This is a genomic window from Plantactinospora soyae (genome assembly GCF_014874095.1).
In the GTDB taxonomy this organism is placed as follows: domain Bacteria; phylum Actinomycetota; class Actinomycetes; order Mycobacteriales; family Micromonosporaceae; genus Plantactinospora; species Plantactinospora soyae.
This window is the reverse complement of the sequence record NZ_JADBEB010000001.1, coordinates 3,953,851-3,979,232: the sequence shown is the minus strand read 5'-3', so window position 1 is coordinate 3,979,232 and position 25,382 is coordinate 3,953,851. Positions and strand designations below refer to the sequence as shown.

Genomic DNA, 25,382 nt, shown 5'->3' with positions numbered 1-25,382 from the left:
CCCTCATCGCCCCTCTTGAACGATCCAATCGAAATAAGGCATCATTGGATCGTTCAAGTTGCTGGAATGTTTCGCACTTTGCACCTCCCGCGACGATCTGTCAAGGCACCGCGTACCACCCCCGATCAGGAGTTCCTCGTGGCCGACCAGCACCTGCAACCGCTGCTGCACGAACTCGTGGGAGTCGTCCTGGCTCCGACCAGCGCGTTGACCGACCCGGACGGCCAACTGAGACCCGCCGGCGTACAGGGGGTCTTCCACGCCGACGCCCGGGTGCTCCGCCAGGCCGAGCTCCGGATCGACGGCCGGGAACCGGAGGCGATCGGCAACGCTCCGGACGGCCCGCACGGCGCCCGGTTCGTCTCCCTCGCCCGCTGGCTCGGCGACCCCGGCCCCGACCCGACCGTGCGGATCGACCGGATCCGGCGGGCCGTCCCGCGTGGACTCACCGAGGAGATCCACGTGGTCTCGACCGCCACCGACCCGGTACGGGCCACCGTGACCCTCCGGCTCGGCTGTGACCTGGCACCGATCGAGACGGTGAAGTCGGGTATCCCGGTCAGCCCGCTGGACGCCAAGAGCGGCCAGCCCGACCAACTGAGCTGGACCGCCGAGGGGATCACCGTCACGGTCACCGGAGACGGCGCTGGTGCGCACACCGGGATCGAGACCGGTCCGCCGGCCAGCCCGACCGACGCCGCACCGGACCCCGGGCCGGCCGCCGCGACGCTCTCCTGGTCGATCGACCTGCCGCCGCGCGGCCGGACCGTGCTGCGCTGGCGCCTGCTCGTCGACGACCCCCGGGCGGTGGTGGTGACGCCGCCCCGGGAGCCCGCCTGGTCCCGGCCCGAGGTGGTGGCGGACGACCCACGACTGGCCCGGCTGCTCGACCGCTCCCTGGACGACCTCCGCGCGCTCCGGCTCGCCGAGGCCGACACGCCACACGAGGTGTTCCTCGGTGCCGGAGTGCCGTGGTTCCTCACCCTGTTCGGCCGGGACAGCCTCTGGGCGGCCAGGATGCTGCTGCCGCTCGGCACCGACCTCGCCGCCAGCACGCTGCGGGTACTGGCCCGGCGGCAGGGCAGCCGGATCGACGTACGGTCCGGCGAGGCGCCCGGGAAGATCATGCACGAGCTGCGCCGGCACGAATTCGTCGCGGCCGGCAACGGCCTGCGGCTGCCCGCCGCCTACTACGGCACGATCGACGCGACCCTGCTCTGGGTGAGCCTGCTGCACGACGCCTGGCGCTGGGGACTCGCCGACGAGGAGATCATCCCGCTGCTGCCGCACCTGGAGGCCGCGCTGGGCTGGCTGGCCGAACACGCCGACCCGGACGGCGACGGCTTCGTCGAATACCTCGACGGCAGCGGACAGGGGCTGGCCAACCAGGGCTGGAAGGACTCGCACGACTCGGTCCGGTTCCGCGACGGCAGCCTCGCCCGGCCGCCCATCGCACTGGCCGAGGTGCAGGGCTACGCCCACCGCGCGGCGCTGGACGGTGCGGCGCTGCTCGACGCGTTCGACCGGCCCGGCGGCGGGCGTTGGCGGGAGTACGCCGCCGCACTCGCCGACCGCTTCCGGGCCCGGTTCTGGGTGGACGGCCCCCTCGGCGCCCATCCCGCCCTGGCGCTGGACCGGGACAACCGACCCGTCGACTCGCTCACCAGCAACCTGGGCCATCTGCTCGGCACCGGACTGCTCTCCGGCGCCGAGTCGGCCCAGGTCGCCGACCTGCTCGCCGGGCCCGCCCTGGCCGGCGGATTCGGGCTGCGCACGATGTCGACCGAGGACACCGGCTTCAGCCCGCTGTCGTACCACTGTGGATCGATCTGGGCCCACGACACCGCGATCGTGATCGGTGGACTGGCCGCGGAGGGCTTCGCCAGCCAGGCCACCCGGCTCGCCGACGGGCTGCTCGGCGCGGCGGAGGCGTTCGACTACCGGCTGCCCGAACTGTACGGCGGGGACGACCGGGAGACGCTGGGCCGGCCGCTGCCGTACCCCGCCGCGTGCCGCCCACAGGCCTGGTCCGCCGCCGCCGCCGTGGTCCTACTGCACGCGGCGGTGGGCCTCTATCCCGACGTACCGGCCGGCCGGATCGAACTCCGACCGCTCTCCACCATGCCCTTCGGCGCGATCACCGCCCGACGGCTCCGGGTCGCCGGAAACCCGGTCGACGTCACCGTCGACCACTCCGGCACCGCCACCCTCACCCGGTGAAAGGAAGGGCCCCTTCCTATCGTTTTCTGTAGAAGAAGGGGCCCTTCCTAACACCTCAGGCGAGGAAGTCGTCGATGCCGACCGTGAGGCCGGGGCGGTTCCGGACCGAGCGGACGGCCAGCAGGACGCCGGGCATGAACGACGTACGGTCGTACGAGTCGTGCCGGATGGTGAGCGTTTCACCGGTGGTACCGAACAGCACCTCCTGGTGGGCGACCAGACCGGCGGCCCGGACGGCGTGCACCCGTACCCCGTCGATCTCGGCTCCCCGCGCGCCCGGCACCTCGTCCCTGGTCGCATCCGGCGCGGCTCCCTGCCCGGCCTCGGCACGGGCCTGGGCGATCAGCCGTGCGGTGTGCGTGGCGGTGCCGCTGGGGGCGTCGAGCTTCTTCGGATGGTGCTGCTCGATGATCTCCACCGACTCGAAGAACCGGGCCGCCCGCGCCGCGAACTGCATCATCAGCACCGCGCCGATCCCGAAGTTGGGGGCGATCACCACCCCGACCCCGGGCTTGTGGGACAGCCAGGTACGCACCCGGTCCAGCCGCTGCTCGGTGAAGCCGCTGGTGCCGACGACCACGCTGATGCCCTGGTCGATGCACCAGTGCAGGTTGTCCATCACCACGTCGGGGGTGGTGAAGTCGACCACCACCTCGGCACCGGCGTCGGAGGCGTTGAACAGCCAGTCACCCTGGTCGATCATCGCCACCAGTTCGAGTCCCTCGGCGGCGTCGACCGCCCGGCACACCTCGATGCCCATCCGACCACGGGCCCCCAGCACACCGACCCGCAACGGATCTCCCGACAGCGGGTCCGAGGGCTCCGGGGACGGTCCGGCCTGGGCTTCACGCTCGTCGCTCACGCGGCACAACCTATCCCACCCGGCACGCTCCGTCCGGGGGTGTCCCCTAAGCCGGAGCCGGGAAAGGGCCGGCGCCGGATCACCGTCAAGCGGTGCGCGGTGCGCCGTGCGGCAGGCGGCAGGCGTCGGCGGTTCAGGCAGCAGGCAGCAGGCGTCGGCGGTTCAGGAGGCAGGCAGCAGGCGGGTCAGGCGACAGGGGGCAGGGAAGGCAGGCGGGTCAGCCGGCCTCGGCCGGGAAGTCACCCGCGCCGAACGGACCCACCACGGCCAGCGACATCGGCCGGGACAGCAGCTCGGCCGCGAGGGTGTTGACCTCGTCCGCGTCGACCGCGTCGATCCGGGACAGCAGGTCGTCGACGGAGAGCAGATCGCCGAAGAGGAGTTCCCCCTTGGCGAGCCGGCTCATCCGGGACCCGGTGTCCTCCAGATTGAGCACGTACGAGCCCTTCGCCATCCCCTTGCCCCGGGCCAGCTCAGCGTCGGTGACCCCGTGCGCGGCAACCTCGGCCAGTCCGACGCGGATCAGCTCCAGCACCTCGTCGACCTTGCCCGGCGCACAGCCGGCGTAGACGGCGAAGAGGCCGCTGTCGGCGTACTGGCTGGAGTAGGAGTAGACCGAGTAGGCCAGGCCCCGGCGCTCGCGGATCTCCTGGAAGAGCCGGCTGGACATGCCGCCGCCGAGCACGTTGTTGAGTACGCCGAGCGCGAACCGCCGCTCGTCGAGTCGGCCGATCCCCGGACAGCCGAGCACCACGTGGGCCTGCTCGGTCTCCTTGTGCTCGACGAGATTGCCGGGGCGGCTCGTCCGGATCCGCGACTCGGCCGGACGCAGCGGAGCCGGTGTGCCGGCCTCGCTGTCCAGCGGGGTGCCCCCGATCGCCTGCCGTACCAGCTTGACCACCTCGGCGTGGTCCAGGTTGCCCGCCGCCGCGATCACGATCGACGGTGCGGTGTACCGGCGCCGGTAGAAGCCCTGGATCTGCCGGCGCGACATCGGAGAGACCGTCTCCTCGGTCCCGGAGATCAACCGGCCCAGCGGATGGTCTCCGTAGACCGCCTGGGCCAGCAGGTCGTGCACCTCGTCACCGGGCTCGTCGTCGTGCATGGCGATCTCTTCGAGGATCACCCCGCGCTCGGTCTCCACGTCCGCGGCGTTCAGCACCGAGTCGGCGACCAGGTCGCACATCACGTCGATGGCCAGCGGCAGGTCCTGGTCGAGCACCCGGGCGTAGTAGCAGGTGTACTCCTTGGTGGTGAAGGCGTTCGTCTCGCCGCCCACCGCCTCGATCGCCGCCGAGATGTCCAGGGCGCTCCGCTTCCGGGTGCCCTTGAAGAGCAGGTGTTCCAGGAAGTGCGAGACGCCGGACTGGGGCCGGGTCTCGTCCCGCGAGCCGACCGCCACCCAGATGCCGAACGACACACTGCGCATCGTGGGGATGGCCTCGGTGAGTACCCGCAGCCCGCTGGGCAGGACGGTACGGCGTACCGTGCCGCCGAGTGGATCACTGTCCACGACCCGGGTCACCGCACGGGCCGGCCCACCGCCGACGGCAGCGCCGGCACGGCCAGCGGCGGCGACGTTGGCACGGATGCTGGTGGGAACGCCGCTGGCGCCGGGGATCGACGCTCGTCTCGCCCGACTCAAGGGACCATGGCTCCTAGCTTGATGAAACGGTGCCGGCACGTGCGGCACGCACCGCGCTGACCTGCGCACAGAGGCGGCGCAGGTCAGCGCGGGCGCGATGGATCAGCTGTGCCGGTTGCGGCGACGGCGCTCGCCGCCGGCACCGCCCTCGCCACCCTCGCCGCCATTGCCATCATTGCCACCGGCTTCGCCCTCGCGGTCGCCCCGGGCCGGGCCACGGTCGCCACGGTCGCGGTCGCTCCGGTCACGCGGGCCACGGTCGCCCCGGTCCCGGCTGGCCGGACGCTCGCCGCCCGGCGCCTGGGCCGGTGCCTCCTCGCCCTCGGGCCGCACCTTGTCCAGGTAGATCTTGCCGCGGGCGTCGATGTCGGCGATCGACACCTCGACCTTGTCGCCGACGTTCAGGAAGTCCTCGACCCGCTCGACCCGCTTGCCGTCGCCCACCTTGGAGATGTGCAACAGGCCGTCGCGGCCGGGCAGCAGCGAGACGAACGCGCCGAAGGCGGCCGTCTTCACCACCGTGCCGAGGAACTTGTCGCCGACCTTCGGCAGCGTCGGGTTCGCGATCGCGTTGATCCGCTCGACCGCCGCCTCTGCCGACGGGCCGTTGGTCGCGCCGACGTAGATGGTGCCGTCGTCCTCGATCGAGATCTCGGCGCCGGTCTCGTCCTGGATGGCGTTGATGGTCTGGCCCTTCGGGCCGATCACCATGCCGATCTTGTCGACCGGGATCTTCACGGTGGTGACCCGCGGCGCGTAGTCCGACATCGTGGCCGGAGCCTCGATCGCCTCCTGCATCACGCCGAGGATGACCTGCCGGGCCTCGTACGCCTGCTGCAACGCGGCGGCCAGCACGTCGGACGGGATGCCGTCGAGCTTGGTGTCGAGCTGCAACGCGGTGACGAACTCCTTGGTGCCGGCGACCTTGAAGTCCATGTCGCCGAAGGCGTCCTCGGCACCGAGGATGTCGGTCAGCGTCACGTACTGGGTCTTGCCGTCCACCTCGTCGGAGATGAGCCCCATCGCGATGCCCGCCACCGGCGCCTTCAGCGGCACACCGGCCGAGAGCAGCGCCAGGGTGGAGGCGCAGACCGAGCCCATCGAGGTGGACCCGTTCGAGCCGAGCGCCTCGGAGACCTGGCGGATCGCGTACGGGAATTCCTCGCGGCTCGGCAGCACCGGAATCAGTGCCCGCTCGGCGAGCGCCCCGTGCCCGATCTCGCGCCGCTTCGGCGCACCGACCCGGCCGGTCTCACCGGTGGAGTACGGCGGGAAGTTGTAGTTGTGCATGTAGCGCTTGTGCTTCTCCGGGGAGAGGGTGTCCAGCGCCTGCTCCATGCGCAGCATGTTGAGCGTGGTGACGCCGAGGATCTGCGTCTCGCCGCGCTCGAACAGCGCCGAGCCGTGCACCCGGGGCAGCACCGCGATCTCGGCGGTCAGCGGCCGGATGTCGCGTACGCCCCGACCGTCCATCCGGACCTGGTCGCGGAGCACCCGGCCCCGCACCTCGGACTTGTTCAGCGAGCGGAACGCCGCGCTGATCTCCTTCTCCCGGCCCTCGAAGTCGGTCGCGAGCTGCTCGACGACCCGCTCCTTGATCCGGTCGAGAGCCTCCTCGCGATCCGCCTTGCCGGCGATCTTGAGTGCCTCGGCGATCTCGCTACGGGCGGCACCGGAGACCGCGTCGTAGACGTCGTCGTTGTAGTCGAGGAAGACGGGGAACTCGGCGATCGGCTTGGCCGAGACCTCGGCCAGCTCGCTCTGCGCCCGGCACAGCTCCCGGATGGCCGGCTTGGCGGCCTCCAGACCGCTCGCCACGACCTCCTCGGTCGGTGCGGGGGCACCGCCGGCGACCAGCGCGACGGTGTGCTCGGTGGCCTCGGCCTCGACCATCATGATCGCGACGTCGCCGTCCGGCAGGGCCCGGCCGGCCACCACCATGTCGAAGGTGGCCCGGCCCAGTTCCTCGATGGTCGGGAAGGCGACCCACTGGCCGTCCACGTGCGCCATCCGGGTCGCCCCGATCGGGCCGGAGAACGGCAGGCCGGAGATCTTGGTGGAGAGCGACGCGGCGTTGATCGCGACCACGTCGTACGGGTGCTGCGGGTCGAGCGCCAGTACGGTCTCGACGACCTGGACCTCGTTGCGGAGGCCCTTGACGAACGACGGGCGCAGCGGCCGGTCGATCAGCCGGCAGGTGAGGATCGCGTCCTCGCTGGGCCGGCCCTCGCGGCGGAAGAACGAGCCGGGGATGCGACCCGCGGCGTACATCCGCTCCTCGACGTCGACGGTCAGCGGGAAGAAGTCGAACTGCTCCTTCGGCTGCCGGCCGGCCGTGGTCGCGGAGAGGACCACCGTCTCGCCGAGCTGGGCGATGACGGAGCCGGCGGCCTGCCGGGCGAGCCGGCCGGTCGAGAAGGTGATCTCACGGGTGCCGAAGGACCCGTTGTCGATCACGGCAGTGCGGTGCTCGCTGCCCAGCGTGTTGTTGGTGCCTGGTGTTTCGGTCATGGTGCGGTAGCACTCCTTCGATCGGGGGCCGCGACCGCCCTCCGCGCCGGTACGTCCCGGCACGGGACCGTGGTCAGAGGAGCTGTTCAGACGGCCGGTCTTCGATCGAAGCGCCCGGGGTGCCGGTGCGTGCCGGCTGGCCCGGGGGCCACTACCGAGGACCGGTGCGTCGACCGGCTCCCCATCGGGTGGTCGCGCTGGCCCCTGGTGGGGTGGCGACGTGGCGGGTGGAGCGGCCGTCCCTCGGTACGCGCCGGTGGCTGCGACACCTCGGACGGCCACTCCCCCGCTCAGGTCACCGCCGCAGGCCGAGCCGCTCGATGAGCGACCGGTAGCGGCTGATGTCCTTCTTCTGCATGTAGTTGAGCAACCGGCGGCGGCGGCCGACGAGCAGCAACAGACCACGACGGCTGTGGTGGTCGTGCTTGTGCACCTTGAGGTGCTCGGTGAGTTCGGCGATCCGCTTGGTCAGGACCGCGACCTGCACCTCGGGCGACCCGGTGTCACCCTCGACGGTCGCGTACTCCTGCCGGATCTTGCTCTTTGCTTCCTGGTCGAGCGCCATATCTCCCTGTTCCTGGATTGTCGCGTACGTCCACCGATCCGGTCACGGGACCGGGGTGGCGACCTCGCACCCGCGGCGTCGTGCAGGCACGCGAGGCCACGTCGGTAACCCGACGTCCCCGTCAGGTTACCAGCCTGGCACGGTTCGTCCGAGTCAAGGGCTCGTGGGTACCGGTCGGAGCCGCACCGACCCGGCCAGATCCGCAGGTCAGGACGGGTCAGTCCAGGTCAGCGCGGGGTCAGGCCAGGTCAGCGCGGGTCAGGCCGGGTCGGCCAGCGCCCGGCGGGTCTGGGCGACGTCCTCGGCGATCTGCGCGACCAGTGGCTCGATGCCGTCGTAGGAGCGCATCTCCCGCAGGTACGCGACGAAGTCCAACGCGAGCCGCTCACCGTAGAGATCGTCCGAGAAGTCCAGGACGTACGCCTCGACCCGGCGCTCCCGGCCGGAGAATGTCGGGTTCGTCCCGATGGACACGGCAGCGGGCAGCCGTTCGGCGCGCTGCCCCGCCCGGCCGCCCCGGCGGATCAGCCAGGCCGCGTAGATCCCGTCCGCCGGCACCGCCGCGTAGCGGTGGCAGAGCAGGTTGGCGGTCGGAAAGCCGATCTCCCGGCCGCGCTGGTCACCCCGGACCACCACGCCCTCCAGCCGGTGCGGCCGGCCCAGTGCCGCCACCGCGGCGGTGACGTCACCGGCGGCGACGCAGGCCCGGATGTAGGTGGACGAGAAGACCGTCTCCTCGTCGGAGACCAGCGGCGCACCCTCGACGCCGAACCCGAAGGTCCGGCCGAGCCGCTCCAGCAGTGCCACGTCGCCTGCGGCCCGGTGCCCGAACCGGAAGTTCTCCCCGACCACCACCAGCGCGGCGTGCAACTGCTCGACCAGTACGTCGTGCACGAACGCCTCCGGCGACAGCCGGGAGAAGTCCGGGGTGAACGGCACCACGCAGAGTACGTCGACCCCGAGCGCCTCGATCAACTCTGCCTTCCGGGCGGGTTCGGTCAGTACGGCCGGATGCGAGCCCGCCCGGACCACCTCGGCCGGATGCGGGTCGAAGGTGACCACGACCGACTGCACGCCCATGTCCCGGGCCCGCTTCACGGCGTGCCCGATGATCGCCTGGTGCCCCTTGTGTATCCCGTCGAAGACGCCGATGGTGACGACCGACCGGCCCCAGCCCACCGGTGCTCCGTGGTACCCGCGCCACCGCTGCATTCCTGACTTCCCCTTCTGCCCGTGTGCCACGCTCAGGCGGGTGCGAGCACGATTTCGGCCCGGGCCCGTCCGCCCCGCTCGCTGACGATAGCGATCAGGTCGCCTTCCGGGCCGAAGACCGCGTACGGGCCTTCGATGCCGGCCGGCTCCAGCGGACCACCGTGCGAGAGCACCTTGGCCTCGTCGACGTTCGCCCGGCGCTCCGGGAAGAACCGTCGGGCCGCCGCCTCGACCGAGAGGTTGACCACGTCCGGAGCCCGTTCCTCCAGCGCCGGCAGGGTCAGCGCCTCGGCGAGGGTGAACCCGCCGACCGCGGTACGCCGCAGCGCGGTGAGATGTCCGCCGACGCCGAGCCCGGCGCCGAGATCCCGGGCCAGCGCCCGGATGTACGTCCCGGACGAGCAGTCCACCAGCACGTCCACGTCCAGTACGGCCATCCCGTCGACCGACTCCCGCCGGACGGCCAGTGGTTCGAGTCGGGAGACCGTGACCCGGCGCGCCGCGAGGGCGACCGTCTCGCCGTCGCGTACCCGTTTGTACGCCCGCTGGCCGTCGATCTTGATCGCGCTGACCGCGCTCGGTACCTGGTCGATCTCTCCGGTCATCGCGGCGAGACCGGCGTGCACGGCGGCGTCGGTGACCTCGCCGGCCGAGGCGGCGCTGACCACCTCGCCCTCCGCGTCGTCGGTCACCGTCGACTGGCCGAGCCGGATCGTCGCGGCGTAGCCCTTGCCGGCGCCGATCACGTACGTCAGCAGCCGGGTGGCCCGGCCGACCCCGATCACCAGTACTCCGGTGGCCATCGGATCCAGCGTCCCGCCGTGCCCGACCCGCCGGGTCCGGGCCAGCCGACGGATCCGGGCGACCACGTCATGCGACGTCATGCCGCCGGGCTTGTCGACCACGATCAGACCGTCCACGCTCACGAGCGCCAAGCGTGCCAGACGGCCCGGCGACGTCACCCGCGCCCCGCCCATCCGTGACGCCCGCCGCCCCGGGCCACCGGTGGCCCGGCGGGGTCAGCGGATGGCGCCGAGCACCAGCCACCGGCCGGAACGCATCCGGAGCAGCAGCCCGACCAGCCGGGCCACGACGAAGAGGGTGAGGCCGGCCCAGATGCCACCGAGTCCGAGGTCGAAGACGAAGGTGAGCCAGATCGCCGGCAGGAAGACGCCGAGCGCGCTCAGCACGGTCAGGTTGCGCAGGTAGCGGATGTCACCGGCGCCGATCAGCACCCCGTCGAGGGCGAAGACGACTCCGGCCAGCGGCTGCATCCCGGCGAACCAGGGCCAGGCGACCAGGGCCTGCTCCCGTACCTGGAGATCGGCACTGAACCAGGCGGGCACGATCCCGGCACCGGCCCCGATGATCACCGCGAAGGCGATGCCGCAGAGTCCGCCGAGCACCGCGACCCGGCGGGCCAGCAACTGGGCGGTGGCCGCGTCACCGGCACCGAGCGCGGCACCGACCAGCGACTGCGCGGCGATTGCCAGCGCGTCCAGCAGTAGTGCGGTGAAGAACCACAGTTGCAGTGCGATCTGGTGGGCGCCGACCGCGGCGACCCCGAACCGGGCCGCCACCGTGGTCGCCGACAGAAAGCTGGCCTGGAAGGCGGCTCCCCGGATCAACAGGTCCCGGCTGAGCACGAGTTGGTGGGCGATCACCCGGGGCCGGGGAGCCAGCGGAATCCGCTCGGCGACCAGCGCGCCGGCGAAGAGCAGCCCGCAAAGGGTCTGCGCCACCGCGTTGGCCACCGCCGAACCGGCCAGGCCGAGGCCGGCCGGGTAAACCAGGATCGGGCAGAGCACGGCGGAGAGCAGATTGGGCCCGAGCACGAAGTAGAGCGGCCGGCGGGTGTCCTGCACGCCGCGCATCCAGCCGTTGCCGGCCGCCGCCAGCAGCAGGCCGGGGGCGCCGATGGCCGCGATCCGCAGCCAGAGTGCCGCGCCGTCGGCCACCTCGGGGGATCCGGCTCCGGCGACGGTACGCGCCAGCGGGCCGGCCGCGAACTGCATCACGACGGCCAGCAGCAGGCCGGCGGCGAGGGCGAGCCAGGACGACTGGACGCCCTCGGCGACGGCGGCGGACCGGTCGCCGTACCCGAATCGTCGGGCCGCCCGCCCGGTGGTGCCGTACGCGGTGACGGTGCCGATCCAGACGACCAGGGTCATCACCGGACCGCCGACGGCGAGCGCGGCGAGCGGCACCGAGCCGAGGTGCCCCAGCACGGCGGTGTCGACGAGTACGTAGAGCGGCTCGGCGGCCAGTACCACCAGCGCGGGCAGGGCCAACCCGGCGATCCGTCGGGCGGACGCCCCGGCGGCCGGGGGCGGTGCGGCGACCGCCGTCGAAGCGACCGCGTCCGGAACGGCCTCGTCTTGAACCGCTGTGTCCGGAACCGCTGCGTCCGGAGGCGGGCTGGCGGGCTGGCTCATCGCGAACGATCCTGGCACGGCCCAAGTAAGGAGCACAAGACAGGGCTGCACTTACCTAGCCGCGACCCCGAGCGGTTCCCGAGGATCGATCACGAATCCTGCCCGGCGGAGAACTCACGTCCGCACCGGCTACCCGGAGGGCTGCTGCCATCCGACGGGCCGGTGCGGGCGGAACTGCTCGGTCAGGTGGCCGGTACGGGAAGATCCGTCCGACCGGAGTCGACGCGGACGACCCGGGACCGGGTCGGTCACCGCGGCGACGCGTCGGTCACTGACGGGTGTCCATCGACATCTGGACTGCGCGACGGGCCTGTTCGCGGGCCTCGTCGGTGTTCTCGGGCTTGGGCTTGTTCGGCTTGGCCGCCATGGGAGGGCTCCTTCCAGGGCACGTGGTCCACATCGACGCGGACCACTGCGGCGGGTCCTGCTGATCGTCCTCGGTGGCAGGTCCGGGATCGCCGGACAAGGTGGCCGGGACAGCGTGAGCCCGGGTCGGTTGACCCTGGAGGCAGGCGATGCTCAATGGGTGTGCCACACCCGACGCGGGTGGGACGGGCGCAGTCACGACCCTAGGTATCGTTCAGGTCCATTACCCAAGCTATCGTTCAGGTCCACATTCTGTGCGGCATTCCCGCCATGTGGAACGGTACCGGACAGTAGGTCCTGCTCAGCGGGCAAAGAAGTGCCAGCCCATCCACCACCAGAAGCCGAACAGGGCGATCCGGCCGACCGGCACCGGGCCGACCTCGTACCGCATCACGTAGGCACAGACGTCGCCGAAGGTCGGGATCCGGGACCCCTCCCGCCGGGCCGCCCACTCCACCACGACGAAGAGCAGCAGGGCCGCCGTGAACCCGCCGATCGCGAGAAGCTTCATCGGCGTACCAGTCCCCAGAAGGCCGACAGCCACGCGAAGTAGGCGGCTGAGCGGATCAGCGAGTCGTCCAGCAGCGGGTCGGTGATCTTCGAGAAGGTCGGAAAGTCGTCCCGGGAGCCGAGCATGAACGTGCCGGCCTCGAAGACTCCGAAGATCATGACGGGCAGCACCCACCAGACGGCCCCGGACCCCAACCGCTGCGGTACGGGCCGTCGGGGCATCCGGTTGGAGAGCCCGAGCCACACCAGCGCACCGCCGGTGCCGATCGTATAGAGGTTGGCCTGCGGCGAGAAGGACGGCAGCTGCCCGCCGACCAGGGACAAGAAGGTCAGGATGGGAACCGATACGACCGGTCGGTCCCAGGCCCGGGGCACATCGACGGAGAGCTCCGGTTGCTGTTCCATCCGCCAATTGTCCCTGCGGCGCCGCCCGGCGGAAAGCTAGACGCCCGCCCGGTTACTCCTGATCTTGCAGCTCAGAGGCGGCGGTCCCGCCCAGGTCCAGTGCGACCCCGCCCCGGCCCAGCTCGGTCCGGATCGCCTCGATGACCTCCGGCACCGACCCGTACGCGGTGAAGCCGGCCGCCAGGCGGTGTCCGCCACCGCCGAGGGCCACCGCCACCCGGCTCACGTCCATCGCGCCCTTGCTGCGCATGGAGACCGCCCACTCCCCCTCGGCGACCTGCTTGAGTACGCAGCTCACGTCGGCCTCGGCGGTGCAGCGGACCGAGTCGATCAGCGGCTCCAGCGTGTACGGGCGTTGCCCGTGCCGCTCCAGGTCCGCCAGCGTGGCGTACGTCCAGACCAGCCCGCGCCCGCCGGCCTCCAGCGGTTCGAGCTGGGTACGACCCAGCACGTCCCCGTAGAGCCGGACCGCGCCGAACGGCCGGGTGTCGAAGATCCGCCGGGAGATCTCCCCGGGTCGGATTCCGGTCGCCAGCAGCCGGGCGGCCATCTCGTGCACCGCCGGTGTGGTCATGTCGAACCGGAACGAGCCGGTGTCGGTCGCCAGGGCGACGTACAGGCACTCGGCGATCCCCTGGTCCAGCGGCACTCCCAGCCGGACGAGCAGCTTCTCCACCACCACCGACGTCGCGGCGGCGTCCGGGTCGACCAGGTGGATCCCGCCGAACCGGGTGTTCGAGGCGTGGTGGTCCAGCACCACGGAGGCGCCGGCCCGGTCCAACCGGTCGGCCAGGTCGCCCAGCCGCGACACGGCGGCGACGTCGAAGCAGATCACCAGGTCCGGGTCCGGGTCCGCCTCGGTGGCCGGCACCAGCAGGTCGAGGCCGGGCATCGCCTGGAACGGCTCCGGCACCTCCGGGCGCCCGGGGAAGGTGGCCTGCAACTGGCGTACGCCCAGCCGGCGCAGTCCCAGCGCGAACCCGAGCATGCTGCCCAGGGCGTCGCCGTCCGGGTTCACGTGACAGATCAGCAGTATCCGGCCGTTGGCCGGCAGCGTCGTGATCGCGCTCACCGCCGCGGCCCACTCCGCCTCGGTCGGCTGCTCGGTGGCCGCCGGCCGGGGCACGTCGGCGAGCAACGCTCCGCCGCTCACGGCCGGGCTCCGGTTCCGCCCGCTGACCGCCGGTCCTCGTCGTCGCCCGCTTCCTCGTCGTCCGCTTCCTCGTCGTCCGCTTCCTCGTCGTCCTCGACCCGGTACGGCTGCGGCTCGCCCGCGTACTCGGCCTGGGCGGCCAGCCGCTGCACCTCCGCGTCGGCGGTACGGGCAGCGGTCAGCAGCTCGTCGATCTGCTTGACCTGGTCCTGCACGTTGTCGAGGACGAAGGACAGGCTCGGCGAGTGCCGCAACCCGAGCGCCTTGCCCACCGTGCTCCGCAGCAGCCCCTTGGCGCTCTCCAGGGCGGCGGCGGTGGCCGCCTGCTCGGAAGCGTCACCGAGCACCGTGTAGAAGACCGTGGCTTCCCGCAGGTCAGGGGTGATCCGCGCGTCGGTGATCGTAATCATGCCGAGTCGGGGATCTTTGACCTGGGTACGCACCACCGAAGCGACCAACTCCCGCACGCGTTCCGCATGCCGGCGCACCTTCGCCTGGTCCGTCATCTCCGCACCTCCACGGCATCCCGCTTCCGGGCCGGACCGGCGGCGCCACGCGCCGCGGCCGGACCGGCCGACTCGCTGAACACTACCTGCGCGCCCGGGGCCCGCGCCGCCGCCGTCGACATCAGCGGACCTGACCGGGGTACCGGGGGCGGCACCGGGGATCAGTCATCCGCACCGTGCAACCGTCGGCGTACGGAGAGCAACTCGATCTCCGGTCGGCCGGCGATCAGGCGCTCACAGGAATCCAGCACCGTGCTGACGTGCTCAGTCTCGGAGGCCACCACTGCGACGGCGATCTGGGCCCGGCCGTGCAGGTCAAGCGCGCCCACCTCGGCGGCTGACACCTCGAATTTCCGCAGTGCGGCGACAATGGGGCGGACGTACGACCTCTTCGCTTTCAGGGAGCGCGAGTCTCCGGGCAGCAGCAGGTCGAAAACGGCGGTTCCGGTATACACGGCCGGAAGGGTACGGCAATCCGCCCCCGCCGATCATCACCTTTCCGGGGCGCCGGGCCCCCGGACAGGCCGGTGGCCGGGACCCGTCGGGCCCCGGCCACCGCTACATCGATCTCGATCAGGCGCGCGGCTTCTCGCGCATCTCGAACGTCTCGATGATGTCACCAACCTGAAGGTTGTTGTAGTTGCTCAACGTCAGACCACACTCGAAGCCCTCACGGACCTCGGTGGCGTCATCCTTGAACCGCTTGAGCGAGCTGATCGCGACGTTGTCGGCCACGACCGTCCCGTCCCGCAGCAGCCGTGCCTTGGCGTTACGGCGGATGACACCGGACCGGACGATACAACCGGCGATGTTGCCGATCTTGGACGAGCGGAACACGTCGCGGATCTCCGCACTGCCCAGCTCGACCTCCTCGTACTCCGGCTTGAGCAGGCCCTTTAGCGCCGCGTCGATCTCCTCGATGGCCTGGTAGATGACCGTGTAGTACCGGATCTCCACACCCTCGCGGTCGGCGATCTCCCGGACCTTGTTCGAGGCCCGGACGTTGAAGCCGATGATCGTCACCGCCTCGGAAGAGGCGCTGGCCAGCATCACGTCGCTCTCGGTGATGGCACCGACGCCCCGGTGGATGATCCGCAGTTGGACCTCCTCCGGGATGTCCAGCTTGAACAGCGCGTCTTCCAGCGCCTCCACCGAACCGGACCCGTCGCCCTTGAGCACCAGGTTGAGCGAGGTCTTCTCGCCCTCCTTGAGCTGCTCCATGATCGTCTCGAGGCTGGGCCGCCGGTGGGAGTTGGCGAAGCTCGCCGCCCTCCGCCGGGCCTGCCGCTGCTCGGCGATCTGCCGCACCGTCCGGTCGTCCTCGGCCGCCAGGAACGTGTCACCCGCGCCCGGCACCGCGGTCAGACCGAGCACCATGACCGGACGCGCCGGCCCGGCCTCGGCGACCGGCTTGCCGTTCTCGTCGAGCATGGCCCGGACCCGGCCGTGCGCCCCACCGGCGACGATCGAGTCGCCGGCCCGCAGGGTGCCCTTCTGCACCAGCACCGTGGCCACCGCACCGCGACCCTTGTCCAGGTGCGCCTCGATCGCCACACCCTGGGCCGGCCCGTCGATCGGAGCGGTCAGCTCCAGCGACGCGTCGGCGGTGAGCAGGACCGCCTCGAGCAGTTCCTCGATGCCGATCCCCGGCTTGGCCGCCACGTTGACGAACATGGTGTCGCCGCCGTACTCCTCGGCGACCAGACCGTATTCGGTCAGCTGCTGGCGGACCTTGTCCGGGTTGGCGTCCGGCTTGTCGATCTTGTTCACCGCGACCACGATCGGTACGTCCGCAGCCTTGGCGTGGTTGAGCGCCTCGATCGTCTGCGGCATGACGCCGTCGTCGGCCGCGACCACCAGCACCACGATGTCGGTGACCTGGGCACCACGGGCACGCATGGCGGTGAACGCCTCGTGGCCCGGGGTGTCGATGACGGTCAGCGCCCGGTCCACACCATCGTGCGGCACGTGCACCTGGTACGCACCGATGTGCTGGGTGATACCGCCGGCCTCGCCCTCCACGACGTTGGCCTTACGGATCGCGTCGAGCAGCTTGGTCTTACCGTGGTCGACGTGACCCATCACGGTTACCACCGGCGGACGGGTGACCAGCCGCTCGGAGGCGACCTCGGCGTCCAGGTCGATGTTGAACTGCGCGAGCAGCTCGCGGTCCTCGTCCTCCGGGCTGACGATCGACACCTCGAAGCCGAGGTGCTCACCCAGCAGGTTCAGGGTGTCGTCAGAGCAGGACTGGGTCGCGGTGACCATCTCGCCCAGGTTGAACATCTCCTGGACCAGCGAACCGGGGTTCGCGTTGATCTTGTCGGCGAAGTCCGACAGCGAGGCACCACGCGGCAGCCGAATGACCTGGCCCTGGCCGCGCGGGGCGCCCGAGCTCATCGTCGGCGCGGACAGATTGTCGAACTCTTGTCTGCGCTGCTTCTTCGACTTGCGACCACGGGTCGGCTTGCCACCCGGACGCCCGAAGGCACCCGCGGCGCCGCCGCCACGGCCGCGACCGCCACCACCGGGGCGACCCGCGCCACCGGCCGGTGCGCCCCCACCGGGACCACCGCGGTAACCGCCACCACCGGCGCCGGCACCGCCACCGGGACCACCCCGGTAACCGCCACCGCCGGCACCGCCGCCGCCCCCACCGGGACCGCCACGGAACCCACCGCCGCCACCGCCACCGCCGGGGCCGCCGCGGAATCCGCCGCCGCCACCACCGGGACGACCGGCACCGGCACCGCCACCAGGACGACCGGGACCGCCGCCACCGGGACGACCGGGGCGCTGCGTCGGCATCGAAGCCGGGCTGGGCCGGGGCGGCATGGAAGCCGGGCTCGGCCGAGGAGGCATGTTGGCCGGGTTGGGCCGAGGGCCGCCCCCAGCCGCGGGACGCTGTCCGCCCGGCGTGATGCCGAACGGGTTGTTGCCGCCGCTACGTGCCGGCGGACGGCCACCGGGCCGGGCCGGGCCGGGCGCCGGCGCACCGGGCGGCGCGGGCCGCGCGCCGGCCGGAGAACCCGGTCGCGGCGGAACGGCACCCGGGTTCGGCCTCGGCCGGGACGTGGGACCGCCCTCGGCCGGCGGCTCCCGCCGGACCGTGTCGTTGCGCTGCTGCCGAGCGGCCTGGGCGGCCTTGACCGCCGCCTCCTGCTCGGCCTTCAGCGCCGTGGCCCGAGCCTCGGCCGCGGCCAGCTCGATGTCGTGGGCACTCGCCGGCTTGGCGACCGGAGCCGCCGGCTGCGGCGGACCCGGAACCGGACCCTTGGTGGGCTTCGCCGCCGGAGGCGTCACCCGACGGGGCGGTCCCGGCTTGGCGGAGACTCTTGGCTCCCCGGGACCCGGGGTCGGGGTCGCCTTGGGGGCCGGAGGCGCTGACGGAGCGGCGGGTGCCGCCGGCTCCGAAGACGCGACGAAGGCGCCACGCAGCCGCCGGGCCACCGGGGCCTCGACAGTGCTTGACGCGGACTTGACGAACTCGCCCATCTCTTTCAACTTGGCGAGAACGGTCTTACTTTCGACCCCGAGCTCTTTTGCCAGCTCGTGTACGCGGGCCTTGCCTGCCACTGCACTCCTCACTCCGAGGTCGTGCGGGCAGCACCCGCAGCAACCTCACTCGTGCACTTGAAGCCTGGTCATTTCTGGGACTTCATCGTGTGCTCATGTCGGTCGTCCTACCTTGCTTGGGTTCCGTTGCGTCGATTCCGCCCAGCCGGGTGACCGGTCGTGGTTTGTCAACGCCTTGGAGGTGCTCGGCCAACTCACTCGCGTCAGGAACGCCAGCGATACGCAGCGCCCGTCCGAAGGCCCGACGCCGCAGCGCCAGCGTGAAGCAGGCCGGGTCGGGATGCAGGTTCGCCCCCCGTCCCGGCAGCCTACGGGTCGGATCGGGTCGGAGGCTGTGACCAGTCTCATCGCCGACCGCGACAATCCGCAGCAGCTGGCCGGCCGGCGCCCGTTGCCGACAGCCCACACAGGTGCGCTCCGGCCACGCGCGTCGTACCACTGAGAAAGTCTACCCCTACCCGGTCGAGATCGCTCCGTCCGCCTCGGCTGCGTGATCAGCACCGCCCTGCCGGCCGGCCGGTGCCGGGCTCGGCACCTGCTCGGTATCGGCATGGATGTCGATCCGCCAGCCGGTGAGGCGGGCGGCGAGACGGGCATTCTGCCCTTCTCGTCCGATAGCCAATGAAAGCTGGAAATCAGGTACGGTGACCCGCGCTGTCCGGGTCGCCGCGTCCACGACCTCGACCCGGAGTGCCTTGGCCGGCGACAGGGCGTTGCCGACGAACATCCCGGGGTCCTCGGACCAGTCGATGATGTCGATCTTCTCACCGTGCAGTTCGCTCATCACCGCGCGGACCCGCTGACCCATCGGGCCGATGCAGGCGCCCTTCGCGTTCACCCCGGCGACGGTGGACCGAACCGCGATCTTGGTCCGGTGACCGGACTCCCGGGCGATCGCCGCGATCTCCACCGTTCCGTCGGCGATCTCGGGCACCTCCAGGGCGAACAGCTTCTTCACCAGGTTGGGGTGCGAACGGGAGAGGGTGATCTGGGGGCCTCGGAAGCCCTTGACCACGTGCACCACCACGCACCGCAGCCGCTGCCCGTGCTCGTACAGCTCGCCCGGCACCTGCTCGGCCTGGGGCAGCACCGCCTCCACCTTGCCGAGGTCGACCGAGACGATGCCCTTCTCGCTGCGCGCCTCGTGCGCCTGCACCACTCCGGTGACCAGGTCACCGTCCCGGCCCGCGTACTCGCCGAAGTGCACCTCGTCGGTGGCCTCCCGGAGCCGCTGCAGGATGACCTGTTTCGCGGTCATCGCGGCGATCCGACCGAAGTCGTGTGGTGTGTCGTCGAACTCCCTGATCACCGCACCCTCGGCGTCCTGCTCCTGGGCGTACACCAGGGCCGCGCCGGTCTTACGGTCGATCTCGACCCGGGCATTCGCCTGGGCCCCCTCTGTGTGCCGGTACGCCGTCAGCAACGCGGTCTCGATCGCCGCGAGAATCGTGTCGAACGGGATCTCCCGTTCGCGCTCAAGGGCGCGCAACGCCGCGAGGTCGATGTTCACCGCTCCTCGCCCTCCACATCTTCGTCGTCGCCGTCTTCGACGTCGTCGTCATAGTCGTCATGGCCAGCGTCGGTCGGATCGTCTTCCGCGATCTCGTCCAGCCGGTTGAACTCCACCTGGACCCGGCCGGGTCCCAGGTCGTCGTACGCCCATCCGGTCGGTCCGGCGTCAGTGTCCAGCACCGCCCGGATCTCGTCGGCAGCGACCACCCGGGCCGTCACCTGTCGGTCGCCCGTCGGTCGATCGGTCGGGCCGGTCGCCGTTCCCGGGGCACCCGGGGCGGTCGCCACCGGTTCGCCGGCACCACGCACAGTCACCTTCACCAGCCGGCCCACGTTGCGCCGCCAGTGTCGGGGCAGCGTCAGCGGCCGGTCCACGCCGGGGGAACTCACCTCTAGCTGGTACTCCCCGGCGACCAGATCGCCGCTGGTCTCCTCCGCCTGGTCTAGCGCCTTGGACAGGGCCCGGGAGACGTCGGCCACCGCGTCCAGGCTGACGCCCGCGTCGCCGTCGACGACGACCCGGACCACGTACCGGCGGCCGGCCCGGGACACCGCAAGGTCCTCGAGGTCGTAGCCGGCGGCGTTCACCACGGGTTCGATAACGGCACGGAGCCGGAGCCGGCGCGCGGACGAGTCGTCACGGGGGCGCCCCGGAGCGCGGGGACCCGCCTTCGGCCGGCCGGCGGCACGGCCACGCTGCGTCATCTCCGTCCCCCTCTCGCGATCATCGGCCCCGTCCCGGCAGCCACACCAGCGTGCCACCGGACGGATGCGCCCGGCGGCTGCGCAGAGCGTAACGCGCTGGCCCGCCGAGGGCCCGATCGGCGCACCGACGAGACAGCCACGACGCCCGTGCTAACGCCGTCGCGACCACCGATGGTGTTGACTTGTTCGGTGCGGACCGGAGAGACGAACCAGAGGTACGGGACGGCGGGGCGATCCCGACGCGATGTGGTGCGAGCAGCCGCCCTGGTGGCGCTGGTCGGCACCACCGGCTCGCTGACCGGATGCGGCCTGTTCGACAACGAGCCCGACCCACCGCCCGCCCCGGACCCGCTCGCGCCACTGATCGGCGGGGCGCTCGACCTCGCCGCCCGCTACGACGCGGCGATCGCCGCGTTCCCGGAGTTGGCGGACCGGCTCGGTCCGGTCGCCGAGGCCCATCGGGCCCACGCCGCGGAGTTGGCCCGGGTCACCCGGACGACACTGCCCGGTACCGCCACGCCCTCGGCGCCCGCCGGAGATTCCGGCGCCGGAACCGCCGCCGCGACCCTGGCGCAGCTACGGGAGGCCGAGCAGCAGGGCCGCGAGGCCGCCGCGAAGGCGTGCACCGAGGCGCCAGCCAACCGATCCGCGCTGGTCGGGTCCATCGCCGCGGCCCGGGCCAGCCACCTGGAGGTGGTCCGATGACCGGGCGCCACGCCAGGACCCGGCCGACCGGGACGCCGACGACGACCACGGATTCGAGCACGACCTCGGACCGGATGACGACCGTGGCTTTGACGACGACCGTGGCTTTGACGACGACCACGGCTTTGACGACGACCGTGGACCGGACGACGGTCGCCGTCGGGCGGACGGGAAGGGCGGCCTGATGTCCGAGGCACTGGCGGCGGCGCTGGCCGCTGAACACGCCGCGATCTACGCGTACGGGCCGATCGGGGTGCACCTGGACGGCGACGGGGCTGCCCAGGCCCGGTCCGCCGAGGCCGCACACCGTAGTCGCCGGGACAGCCTGATCCTGCTGCTGAACGGGAAGGGCAGCACCCCTCCGCCGGCCGCCCCGGCGTACGCCCTGCCGTTCCCCGTTACCGACGAGGCCAGTGCGCTCCGGCTGGCGGTCGAGGTCGAGGAGCGGACCGGCGCGGTGTGGCGGGCCGCCCTACCGACCACGGAGGGGGCGCAGCGGACCAGCGCGCTGAACGGGCTCACCGACACCGCGGTACGCGCCACCAGGTGGCGGCGGGCCGCCGGGGTCACCCCGGCCACGGTGCCGTTCCCCGGCCGGCCCGCCTGATCCGTCGCCGAGCCGATCAGCCTTCCACCGCCGGGCCGATCAGTCTTTCACCGCCGGCCCGATCAGCCTCTCGTCGCCGGCCCGATCAGCCTCCGGCCGACCCGTGCCCGGCACCGCGCGCCGATCGGTGGTGTCGTCGGGACCGGGCAGCCGGCAGACTGTGGCGATGTCCACTCAGGGTAGACCGGTCTCCGTACCCGGCAGGCTCGTCCGCCGGCTCGGCCACCGGCGCTGGTTCGCCGCCTGCACCCCGCTACTGGTCCCCGCCGACCGCCTGGTCGCGCGCCTGACCCGGGGTCGGGTGGTCGCGCTGGGGCTGCTCCCGTCGTTGCTGATCACCACCACCGGGCGCCGGTCCGGACAGCCCCGGGCCAACCCGCTGCTCTACGTACCGGACGGCGACGGCTACGTGGTGATCGGGTCCAACTGGGGTCGACCGGAGCAGCCGGCCTGGGCACTCAACCTGCTCGCCGAGCCGGCCGCCACGGTCACCGTCGCCGGCAACCGGATACCGGTCCGGGCCCAACTGGTCGAAGGTGCGGAGCGGGACCGGCTGTGGCAGCTGCTGGTGGCCGAGTGGCCGGCGTACCAGACCTACGTGAGCCGGGCAGGTGGTCGCGACATCCGCATCTTCCGACTCGATCCGACCCTGCCCGACCAGAGGTAGATCCACGACAATGGCGTGATGTCGGAGGAGAACCCGTACCTCGTCAATCCCCGTTGGCTGCTCGCCGAGCAGGTGGCCGGACAGGCCCGCCGACGGTATCCGGCCGACATCCTGGCGATCGGCGTGTACGGCCCACTCGCGCACGGCGACGACGACGAGACCAGTGACGTGAACCTCGTCGCCGTCACCTACCGACCGGGGATGGGACCACGGCCGGCCACCCGACGGCTGGACGGGGTGCTGGTCGACCTCGCTCCGGTCGGCGCCGACGACTACCTGGCCCAGGCGCGTACCCTCTCGGCGTCGTGGCCGCTCGTCGCGGACCGGTACGTCAGCACGAAGCCGCTGCACGACCCCACCGGATGGCTGCCGGCGTTGCGCGACGCGCACCTGGGCCGGCTGGCCTCGGCCCGGCCGGCGGAGTTCACCTCGCTCGCCCGGCAGGCGTGGTGCCGGGGGTTCGCGGCGCACACCCGGGCGGTGTGGCTGGCGCAGTGGTACCAGATCGACGCCGCGCTGCTGATGCTCGGTGCCGCCCGACTGGCCGCGGCGACCGTGGTCGGCCTCTTCACCCGCACCTACTTCCGGACCGACGCGGACGCCGTGATCCGGACCGGCCTGGCCGGCGCCGACATGACCGAACTCGGCACGGTGCTGCGCGACCAGGCCACGGAGCTGGCCGCCCGAGGTCGCCCGGTGGACGGCACGGTCGCCGACCTGTTCGGCGACTGAGGGTCCCCGGCCTCCGGCACGGCGCCGGGCCTCCGCCGGACCGGATCACCCGGGCTCAGCTGACGCCGACCCCGATCAGCCGGCCGACCAGATACGTCGCGACGGTCGCCGCCGCGCCGAGCAGGAGCTGCCGGCCACCGCTGATCCACCACTTTCGGTTGGTGAACCGGGCGACCAGCGCACCGGCGACGAACAGGCCGATACCGCCCACCGCCAACGCCAGCCACAGGCTGGAGAACCCCAGCAGGTACGTCGCCAGCGGCACCAGGGCGCCCGCCGAGAAGCAGATGAACGAGGAGAAGGCGGCGGTCCACGGGCTGGGCCGCTCGTCGACGTCGACGCCCAGTTCCTCCTGGACGTGCACCCGGAGCGCCTCCTCCGGGTTGCGCCGGAGCGCGTCCGCCACCTGCTCGGCGAGCTGGCGGGGCAGGCCGCGCTGCACCCAGGCGTCGGCGAGTTCCCGGGCCTCGCCGGCCGGATTCCGCTCCAGTTCGCGGCGCTCCTTGGCCACCTCGGCGGCCACCTGCTCGTTCTGGGACTGCACGCTGGTGTACTCGCCCAGCCCCATCGAGATCGCCCCGGCGACGAGACCGGCGAATCCGGTCAGCACGATGTTCCGGGGCTCGGCGCCACCCCCGCCGACGCCGGCGATCAGGGCGATGTTGGTGACCAGACCGTCCATCGCACCGAAGACGGCGGGCCGCAGCCAGCCGCCGGAGACGTCCGCGTGGTGGTGTTCGCTGACCCCGGTGGAGGCGTCCGTCACGGCAGGGTGAGGATCTCGTGGCCGTCCTCGGTGACCACGATGGTGTGCTCGAACTGTGCCGTCCAGCGCCGGTCCTTGGTCACCACGGTCCAGCCGTCGTCCCACATGTCGTACTCGTGGGTGCCGAGGGTGATCATCGGCTCGATGGTGAACGTCATTCCCGGCTCCATGATGTCGGTGGGCCGGGGGCTGTCGTAGTGCGGCACGTAGAGCCCGCTGTGGAAGGCCTCGCCGATGCCGTGCCCGGTGAAGTCCCGGACGACGCCGTAGCCGAAACGCTTGGCGTACGACTCGATGACCCGGCCGATCACGTTGATCTGCCGACCCGGTACGACCGCCCGGATGCCGCGCATCATCGCCTCGTGGGTCCGCTCCACCAGCAGCCGGGCCGGCTCCGTCACCTCGCCGACGCAGAAGGTGGCGTCGGTGTCCCCGTGCACCCCGTCGAGGTACGCGGTGACGTCGACGTTGATGATGTCGCCGTCCACCAGCACGGTCGAGTCGGGGATGCCGTGGCAGATCACCTCGTTCAGGCTCGTGCAGCAGGACTTGGGGAAGCCCTTGTAACCGAGCGTGGACGGGTAGGCGTTGTGGTCGACCAGGAACTCGTGCACCACCCGGTCGATCTCGTCGGTGGTGACGCCCGGCTTGCAGTTCTCCCCGGCGAGCTGGGTGGCCTGGGCAGCGATCCGGCCGGCCACCCGCATCTTCTCGATCGTCTCGGCGGACTGGACGTGCGAGCCACGCCACTCCTTCGGCCGCTTCTTGCCGACGTACTCGGGACGGACGATTTGCGGCGGCACCTGGCGCCACGGGGAGAGCGTGCCGGGAGTCAACGGCGCACGGACGGTCATGGCCTCCAGCCTAACGTCGGCCCCTGGAAGTGCTCACGCTTCGGTGACCCGGACGACATCCGGACAGCACCGGACAACCTCACAGCGGGGTGACGTACGCGCCGGTGATCCCCCCGTCGACCACGAACTGGGCGGCGGTCATGAACGAGGCGTCGTCGCTGGCCAGGAACGCCACCGCGGCGGCGATCTCCGCCGGCTCGCCGAACCGCCCCATCGGGACGTGCACCAGGCGGCGGGCCGCCCGTTCCGGGTCCTTGGCGAAGAGGTCCCGGAGCAGCGGGGTACCGATCGGCCCCGGACAGAGCGCGTTGACCCGGATGCCCTGCCGGGCGAACTGCACGCCGAGTTCCCGGGTCAGCGCCAGTACCCCGCCCTTGCTCGCGGTGTAGGCGATCTGCGAGGTCGCCGCCCCCATCAGGGCGACGAACGAGGCGGTGTTGATGATCGACCCCTTGCCCTGGCGCAGCATGTGCGGAATGACGTACTTGCAGCAGAGGTAGACGCTGGTGGTGTTGACCCGGAGCACCCGTTCCCAGGCGTCCAGGCCGGTGTCGAGGATCGAGTCGTCGTCCGGCGGCGAGATGCCGGCGTTGTTGAACGCGATGTCGATCCGCCCGTGCCGGGCCGCGACCTGGTCGAAGAGATCGCGTACGGCCGCCTCGTCGGCCACGTCGCACTCCACGAACTCGCCGTCCACCTCGTCGGCGGCGGCCCGCCCGGGTACGGCCGCGATGTCGACACAGACCACCCGGGCCCCCTCGGCGGCGAGCCGGCGTACGGTGGCCAGCCCGATCCCGCTGCCGGCGCCGGTCACCACGGCCACCCGCCCGGTCAGTCGATCACTTGTCATCGCCGTACTCCCCTTCCG

Annotated in this window: 24 protein-coding genes and 1 pseudogene; 6 read left to right on the top strand and 19 right to left on the bottom strand. The window is 71.7% G+C overall.

The annotated features are described in order from the left end of the window. Window positions 1-138 precede the first annotated feature (138 nt). Window positions 139-2,220 carry an amylo-alpha-1,6-glucosidase gene (locus H4W31_RS17790; RefSeq protein WP_318783243.1) on the top strand — a complete coding sequence of 694 codons (2,082 nt, stop codon included), beginning with the start codon at window positions 139-141 and terminating at the stop codon, window positions 2,218-2,220. 55 nt (window positions 2,221-2,275) lie between these two features. On the opposite strand, the gene dapB is transcribed toward H4W31_RS17790, so the two are convergent. The 16 genes and pseudogenes from dapB to rimP all read right to left on the bottom strand — a co-directional run bounded on the left by dapB (window position 2,276) and on the right by rimP (window position 20,183). Further along, complete coding sequence (gene dapB, locus H4W31_RS17785; protein ID WP_264084177.1) at window positions 2,276-3,028, bottom strand: 4-hydroxy-tetrahydrodipicolinate reductase; 753 nt, start codon at window positions 3,026-3,028, stop codon at window positions 2,276-2,278. 271 nt (window positions 3,029-3,299) lie between these two features. After that, the gene (locus tag H4W31_RS17780; protein WP_192772181.1) at window positions 3,300-4,673 is read right to left on the bottom strand and encodes a M16 family metallopeptidase; all 1,374 of its coding nucleotides are present in this window, start codon (window positions 4,671-4,673) and stop codon (window positions 3,300-3,302) included. A 156-nt stretch (window positions 4,674-4,829) separates the two neighbouring features. Then, window positions 4,830-7,238, bottom strand: coding sequence for a polyribonucleotide nucleotidyltransferase (locus H4W31_RS17775; RefSeq protein ID WP_192767689.1), 2,409 nt, complete (start codon window positions 7,236-7,238; stop codon window positions 4,830-4,832). A gap of 295 nt (window positions 7,239-7,533) precedes the next feature. Continuing rightward, complete coding sequence (gene rpsO / locus H4W31_RS17770) at window positions 7,534-7,803, bottom strand: 30S ribosomal protein S15 (RefSeq protein ID WP_192767688.1); 270 nt, start codon at window positions 7,801-7,803, stop codon at window positions 7,534-7,536. Between the two features lie 258 nt (window positions 7,804-8,061). Continuing rightward, entirely contained in the window at window positions 8,062-9,015 is a 954-nt protein-coding gene (locus H4W31_RS17765) for a bifunctional riboflavin kinase/FAD synthetase (protein ID WP_192767687.1), read from the bottom strand. 32 nt (window positions 9,016-9,047) lie between these two features. Next, window positions 9,048-9,992: a tRNA pseudouridine(55) synthase TruB gene (truB, locus tag H4W31_RS17760; RefSeq protein WP_192767686.1), complete on the bottom strand. Its 945-nt coding sequence runs from the start codon at window positions 9,990-9,992 to the stop codon at window positions 9,048-9,050. Window positions 9,993-10,034: 42 nt separating this feature from the next. Then, window positions 10,035-11,450, bottom strand: coding sequence for an MATE family efflux transporter (locus H4W31_RS17755; RefSeq protein ID WP_192767685.1), 1,416 nt, complete (start codon window positions 11,448-11,450; stop codon window positions 10,035-10,037). A 667-nt stretch (window positions 11,451-12,117) separates the two neighbouring features. Continuing rightward, complete coding sequence (locus tag H4W31_RS17750) at window positions 12,118-12,327, bottom strand: DUF6186 family protein (RefSeq protein ID WP_192767684.1); 210 nt, start codon at window positions 12,325-12,327, stop codon at window positions 12,118-12,120. Next, the gene (locus tag H4W31_RS17745) at window positions 12,324-12,731 is read right to left on the bottom strand and encodes a hypothetical protein (RefSeq protein ID WP_192767683.1); all 408 of its coding nucleotides are present in this window, start codon (window positions 12,729-12,731) and stop codon (window positions 12,324-12,326) included. Before H4W31_RS17745 ends, H4W31_RS17750 begins: the two co-directional genes overlap by 4 nt. Window positions 12,732-12,783: 52 nt before the next feature. Then, window positions 12,784-13,884, bottom strand: a complete 1,101-nt coding sequence (locus H4W31_RS17740; protein ID WP_404825596.1) for a DHH family phosphoesterase — start codon at window positions 13,882-13,884, stop codon at window positions 12,784-12,786. Further along, window positions 13,881-14,390: a 30S ribosome-binding factor RbfA gene (gene rbfA, locus H4W31_RS17735; RefSeq protein WP_192767682.1), complete on the bottom strand. Its 510-nt coding sequence runs from the start codon at window positions 14,388-14,390 to the stop codon at window positions 13,881-13,883. The genes H4W31_RS17740 and rbfA overlap by 4 nt, the downstream gene beginning before the upstream one ends. Window positions 14,391-14,551: 161 nt before the next feature. Continuing rightward, window positions 14,552-14,845, bottom strand: coding sequence for a DUF503 domain-containing protein (locus H4W31_RS17730; RefSeq protein WP_192767681.1), 294 nt, complete (start codon window positions 14,843-14,845; stop codon window positions 14,552-14,554). A gap of 118 nt (window positions 14,846-14,963) precedes the next feature. Further along, a complete protein-coding gene (gene infB, locus H4W31_RS17725) occupies window positions 14,964-17,966 on the bottom strand; it encodes a translation initiation factor IF-2 (protein WP_192767680.1) in 3,003 nt (1,000 codons plus the stop codon). Between the two features lie 93 nt (window positions 17,967-18,059). After that, window positions 18,060-18,405, bottom strand: a pseudogene (locus H4W31_RS17720) (YlxR family protein). A 15-nt stretch (window positions 18,406-18,420) separates the two neighbouring features. Beyond that, window positions 18,421-19,476 carry a transcription termination factor NusA gene (gene nusA / locus H4W31_RS17715; protein WP_192767678.1) on the bottom strand — a complete coding sequence of 352 codons (1,056 nt, stop codon included), beginning with the start codon at window positions 19,474-19,476 and terminating at the stop codon, window positions 18,421-18,423. Next, window positions 19,473-20,183 (bottom strand): ribosome maturation factor RimP, encoded by a 711-nt coding sequence (gene rimP / locus H4W31_RS17710; protein ID WP_192767677.1) that lies wholly within the window; start codon window positions 20,181-20,183, stop codon window positions 19,473-19,475. The genes nusA and rimP overlap by 4 nt, the downstream gene beginning before the upstream one ends. 246 nt (window positions 20,184-20,429) lie before the next feature. On the opposite strand from rimP, the gene H4W31_RS17705 reads away from it, so the two are divergent. From H4W31_RS17705 to H4W31_RS17685, 5 genes are all read left to right on the top strand, one after another. Beyond that, on the top strand, window positions 20,430-20,888 hold the full coding sequence (locus H4W31_RS17705) for a hypothetical protein (protein WP_192767676.1): 459 nt from the start codon (window positions 20,430-20,432) through the stop codon (window positions 20,886-20,888). Next, the gene (locus tag H4W31_RS17700) at window positions 20,885-21,073 is read left to right on the top strand and encodes a hypothetical protein (protein WP_192767675.1); all 189 of its coding nucleotides are present in this window, start codon (window positions 20,885-20,887) and stop codon (window positions 21,071-21,073) included. The genes H4W31_RS17705 and H4W31_RS17700 overlap by 4 nt, the downstream gene beginning before the upstream one ends. Then, window positions 21,073-21,495 carry a ferritin-like domain-containing protein gene (locus tag H4W31_RS17695; protein WP_192767674.1) on the top strand — a complete coding sequence of 141 codons (423 nt, stop codon included), beginning with the start codon at window positions 21,073-21,075 and terminating at the stop codon, window positions 21,493-21,495. Before H4W31_RS17700 ends, H4W31_RS17695 begins: the two co-directional genes overlap by 1 nt. Window positions 21,496-21,661: 166 nt before the next feature. Further along, window positions 21,662-22,162, top strand: coding sequence for a nitroreductase family deazaflavin-dependent oxidoreductase (locus H4W31_RS17690; RefSeq protein WP_192767673.1), 501 nt, complete (start codon window positions 21,662-21,664; stop codon window positions 22,160-22,162). A gap of 18 nt (window positions 22,163-22,180) precedes the next feature. Continuing rightward, on the top strand, window positions 22,181-22,894 hold the full coding sequence (locus H4W31_RS17685; RefSeq protein ID WP_192767672.1) for a nucleotidyltransferase domain-containing protein: 714 nt from the start codon (window positions 22,181-22,183) through the stop codon (window positions 22,892-22,894). 55 nt (window positions 22,895-22,949) lie between these two features. Here the strand turns inward: H4W31_RS17685 and H4W31_RS17680 are convergent, their stop codons facing one another. The 3 genes from H4W31_RS17680 to H4W31_RS17670 all read right to left on the bottom strand — a co-directional run bounded on the left by H4W31_RS17680 (window position 22,950) and on the right by H4W31_RS17670 (window position 25,364). Next, window positions 22,950-23,660 carry a VIT1/CCC1 transporter family protein gene (locus H4W31_RS17680; RefSeq protein WP_192767671.1) on the bottom strand — a complete coding sequence of 237 codons (711 nt, stop codon included), beginning with the start codon at window positions 23,658-23,660 and terminating at the stop codon, window positions 22,950-22,952. Further along, window positions 23,657-24,514: a type I methionyl aminopeptidase gene (gene map, locus H4W31_RS17675; RefSeq protein ID WP_192767670.1), complete on the bottom strand. Its 858-nt coding sequence runs from the start codon at window positions 24,512-24,514 to the stop codon at window positions 23,657-23,659. Before map ends, H4W31_RS17680 begins: the two co-directional genes overlap by 4 nt. Window positions 24,515-24,593: 79 nt before the next feature. Continuing rightward, window positions 24,594-25,364, bottom strand: coding sequence for a 3-oxoacyl-ACP reductase (locus tag H4W31_RS17670; protein WP_192767669.1), 771 nt, complete (start codon window positions 25,362-25,364; stop codon window positions 24,594-24,596). Window positions 25,365-25,382: the final 18 nt, after the last annotated feature.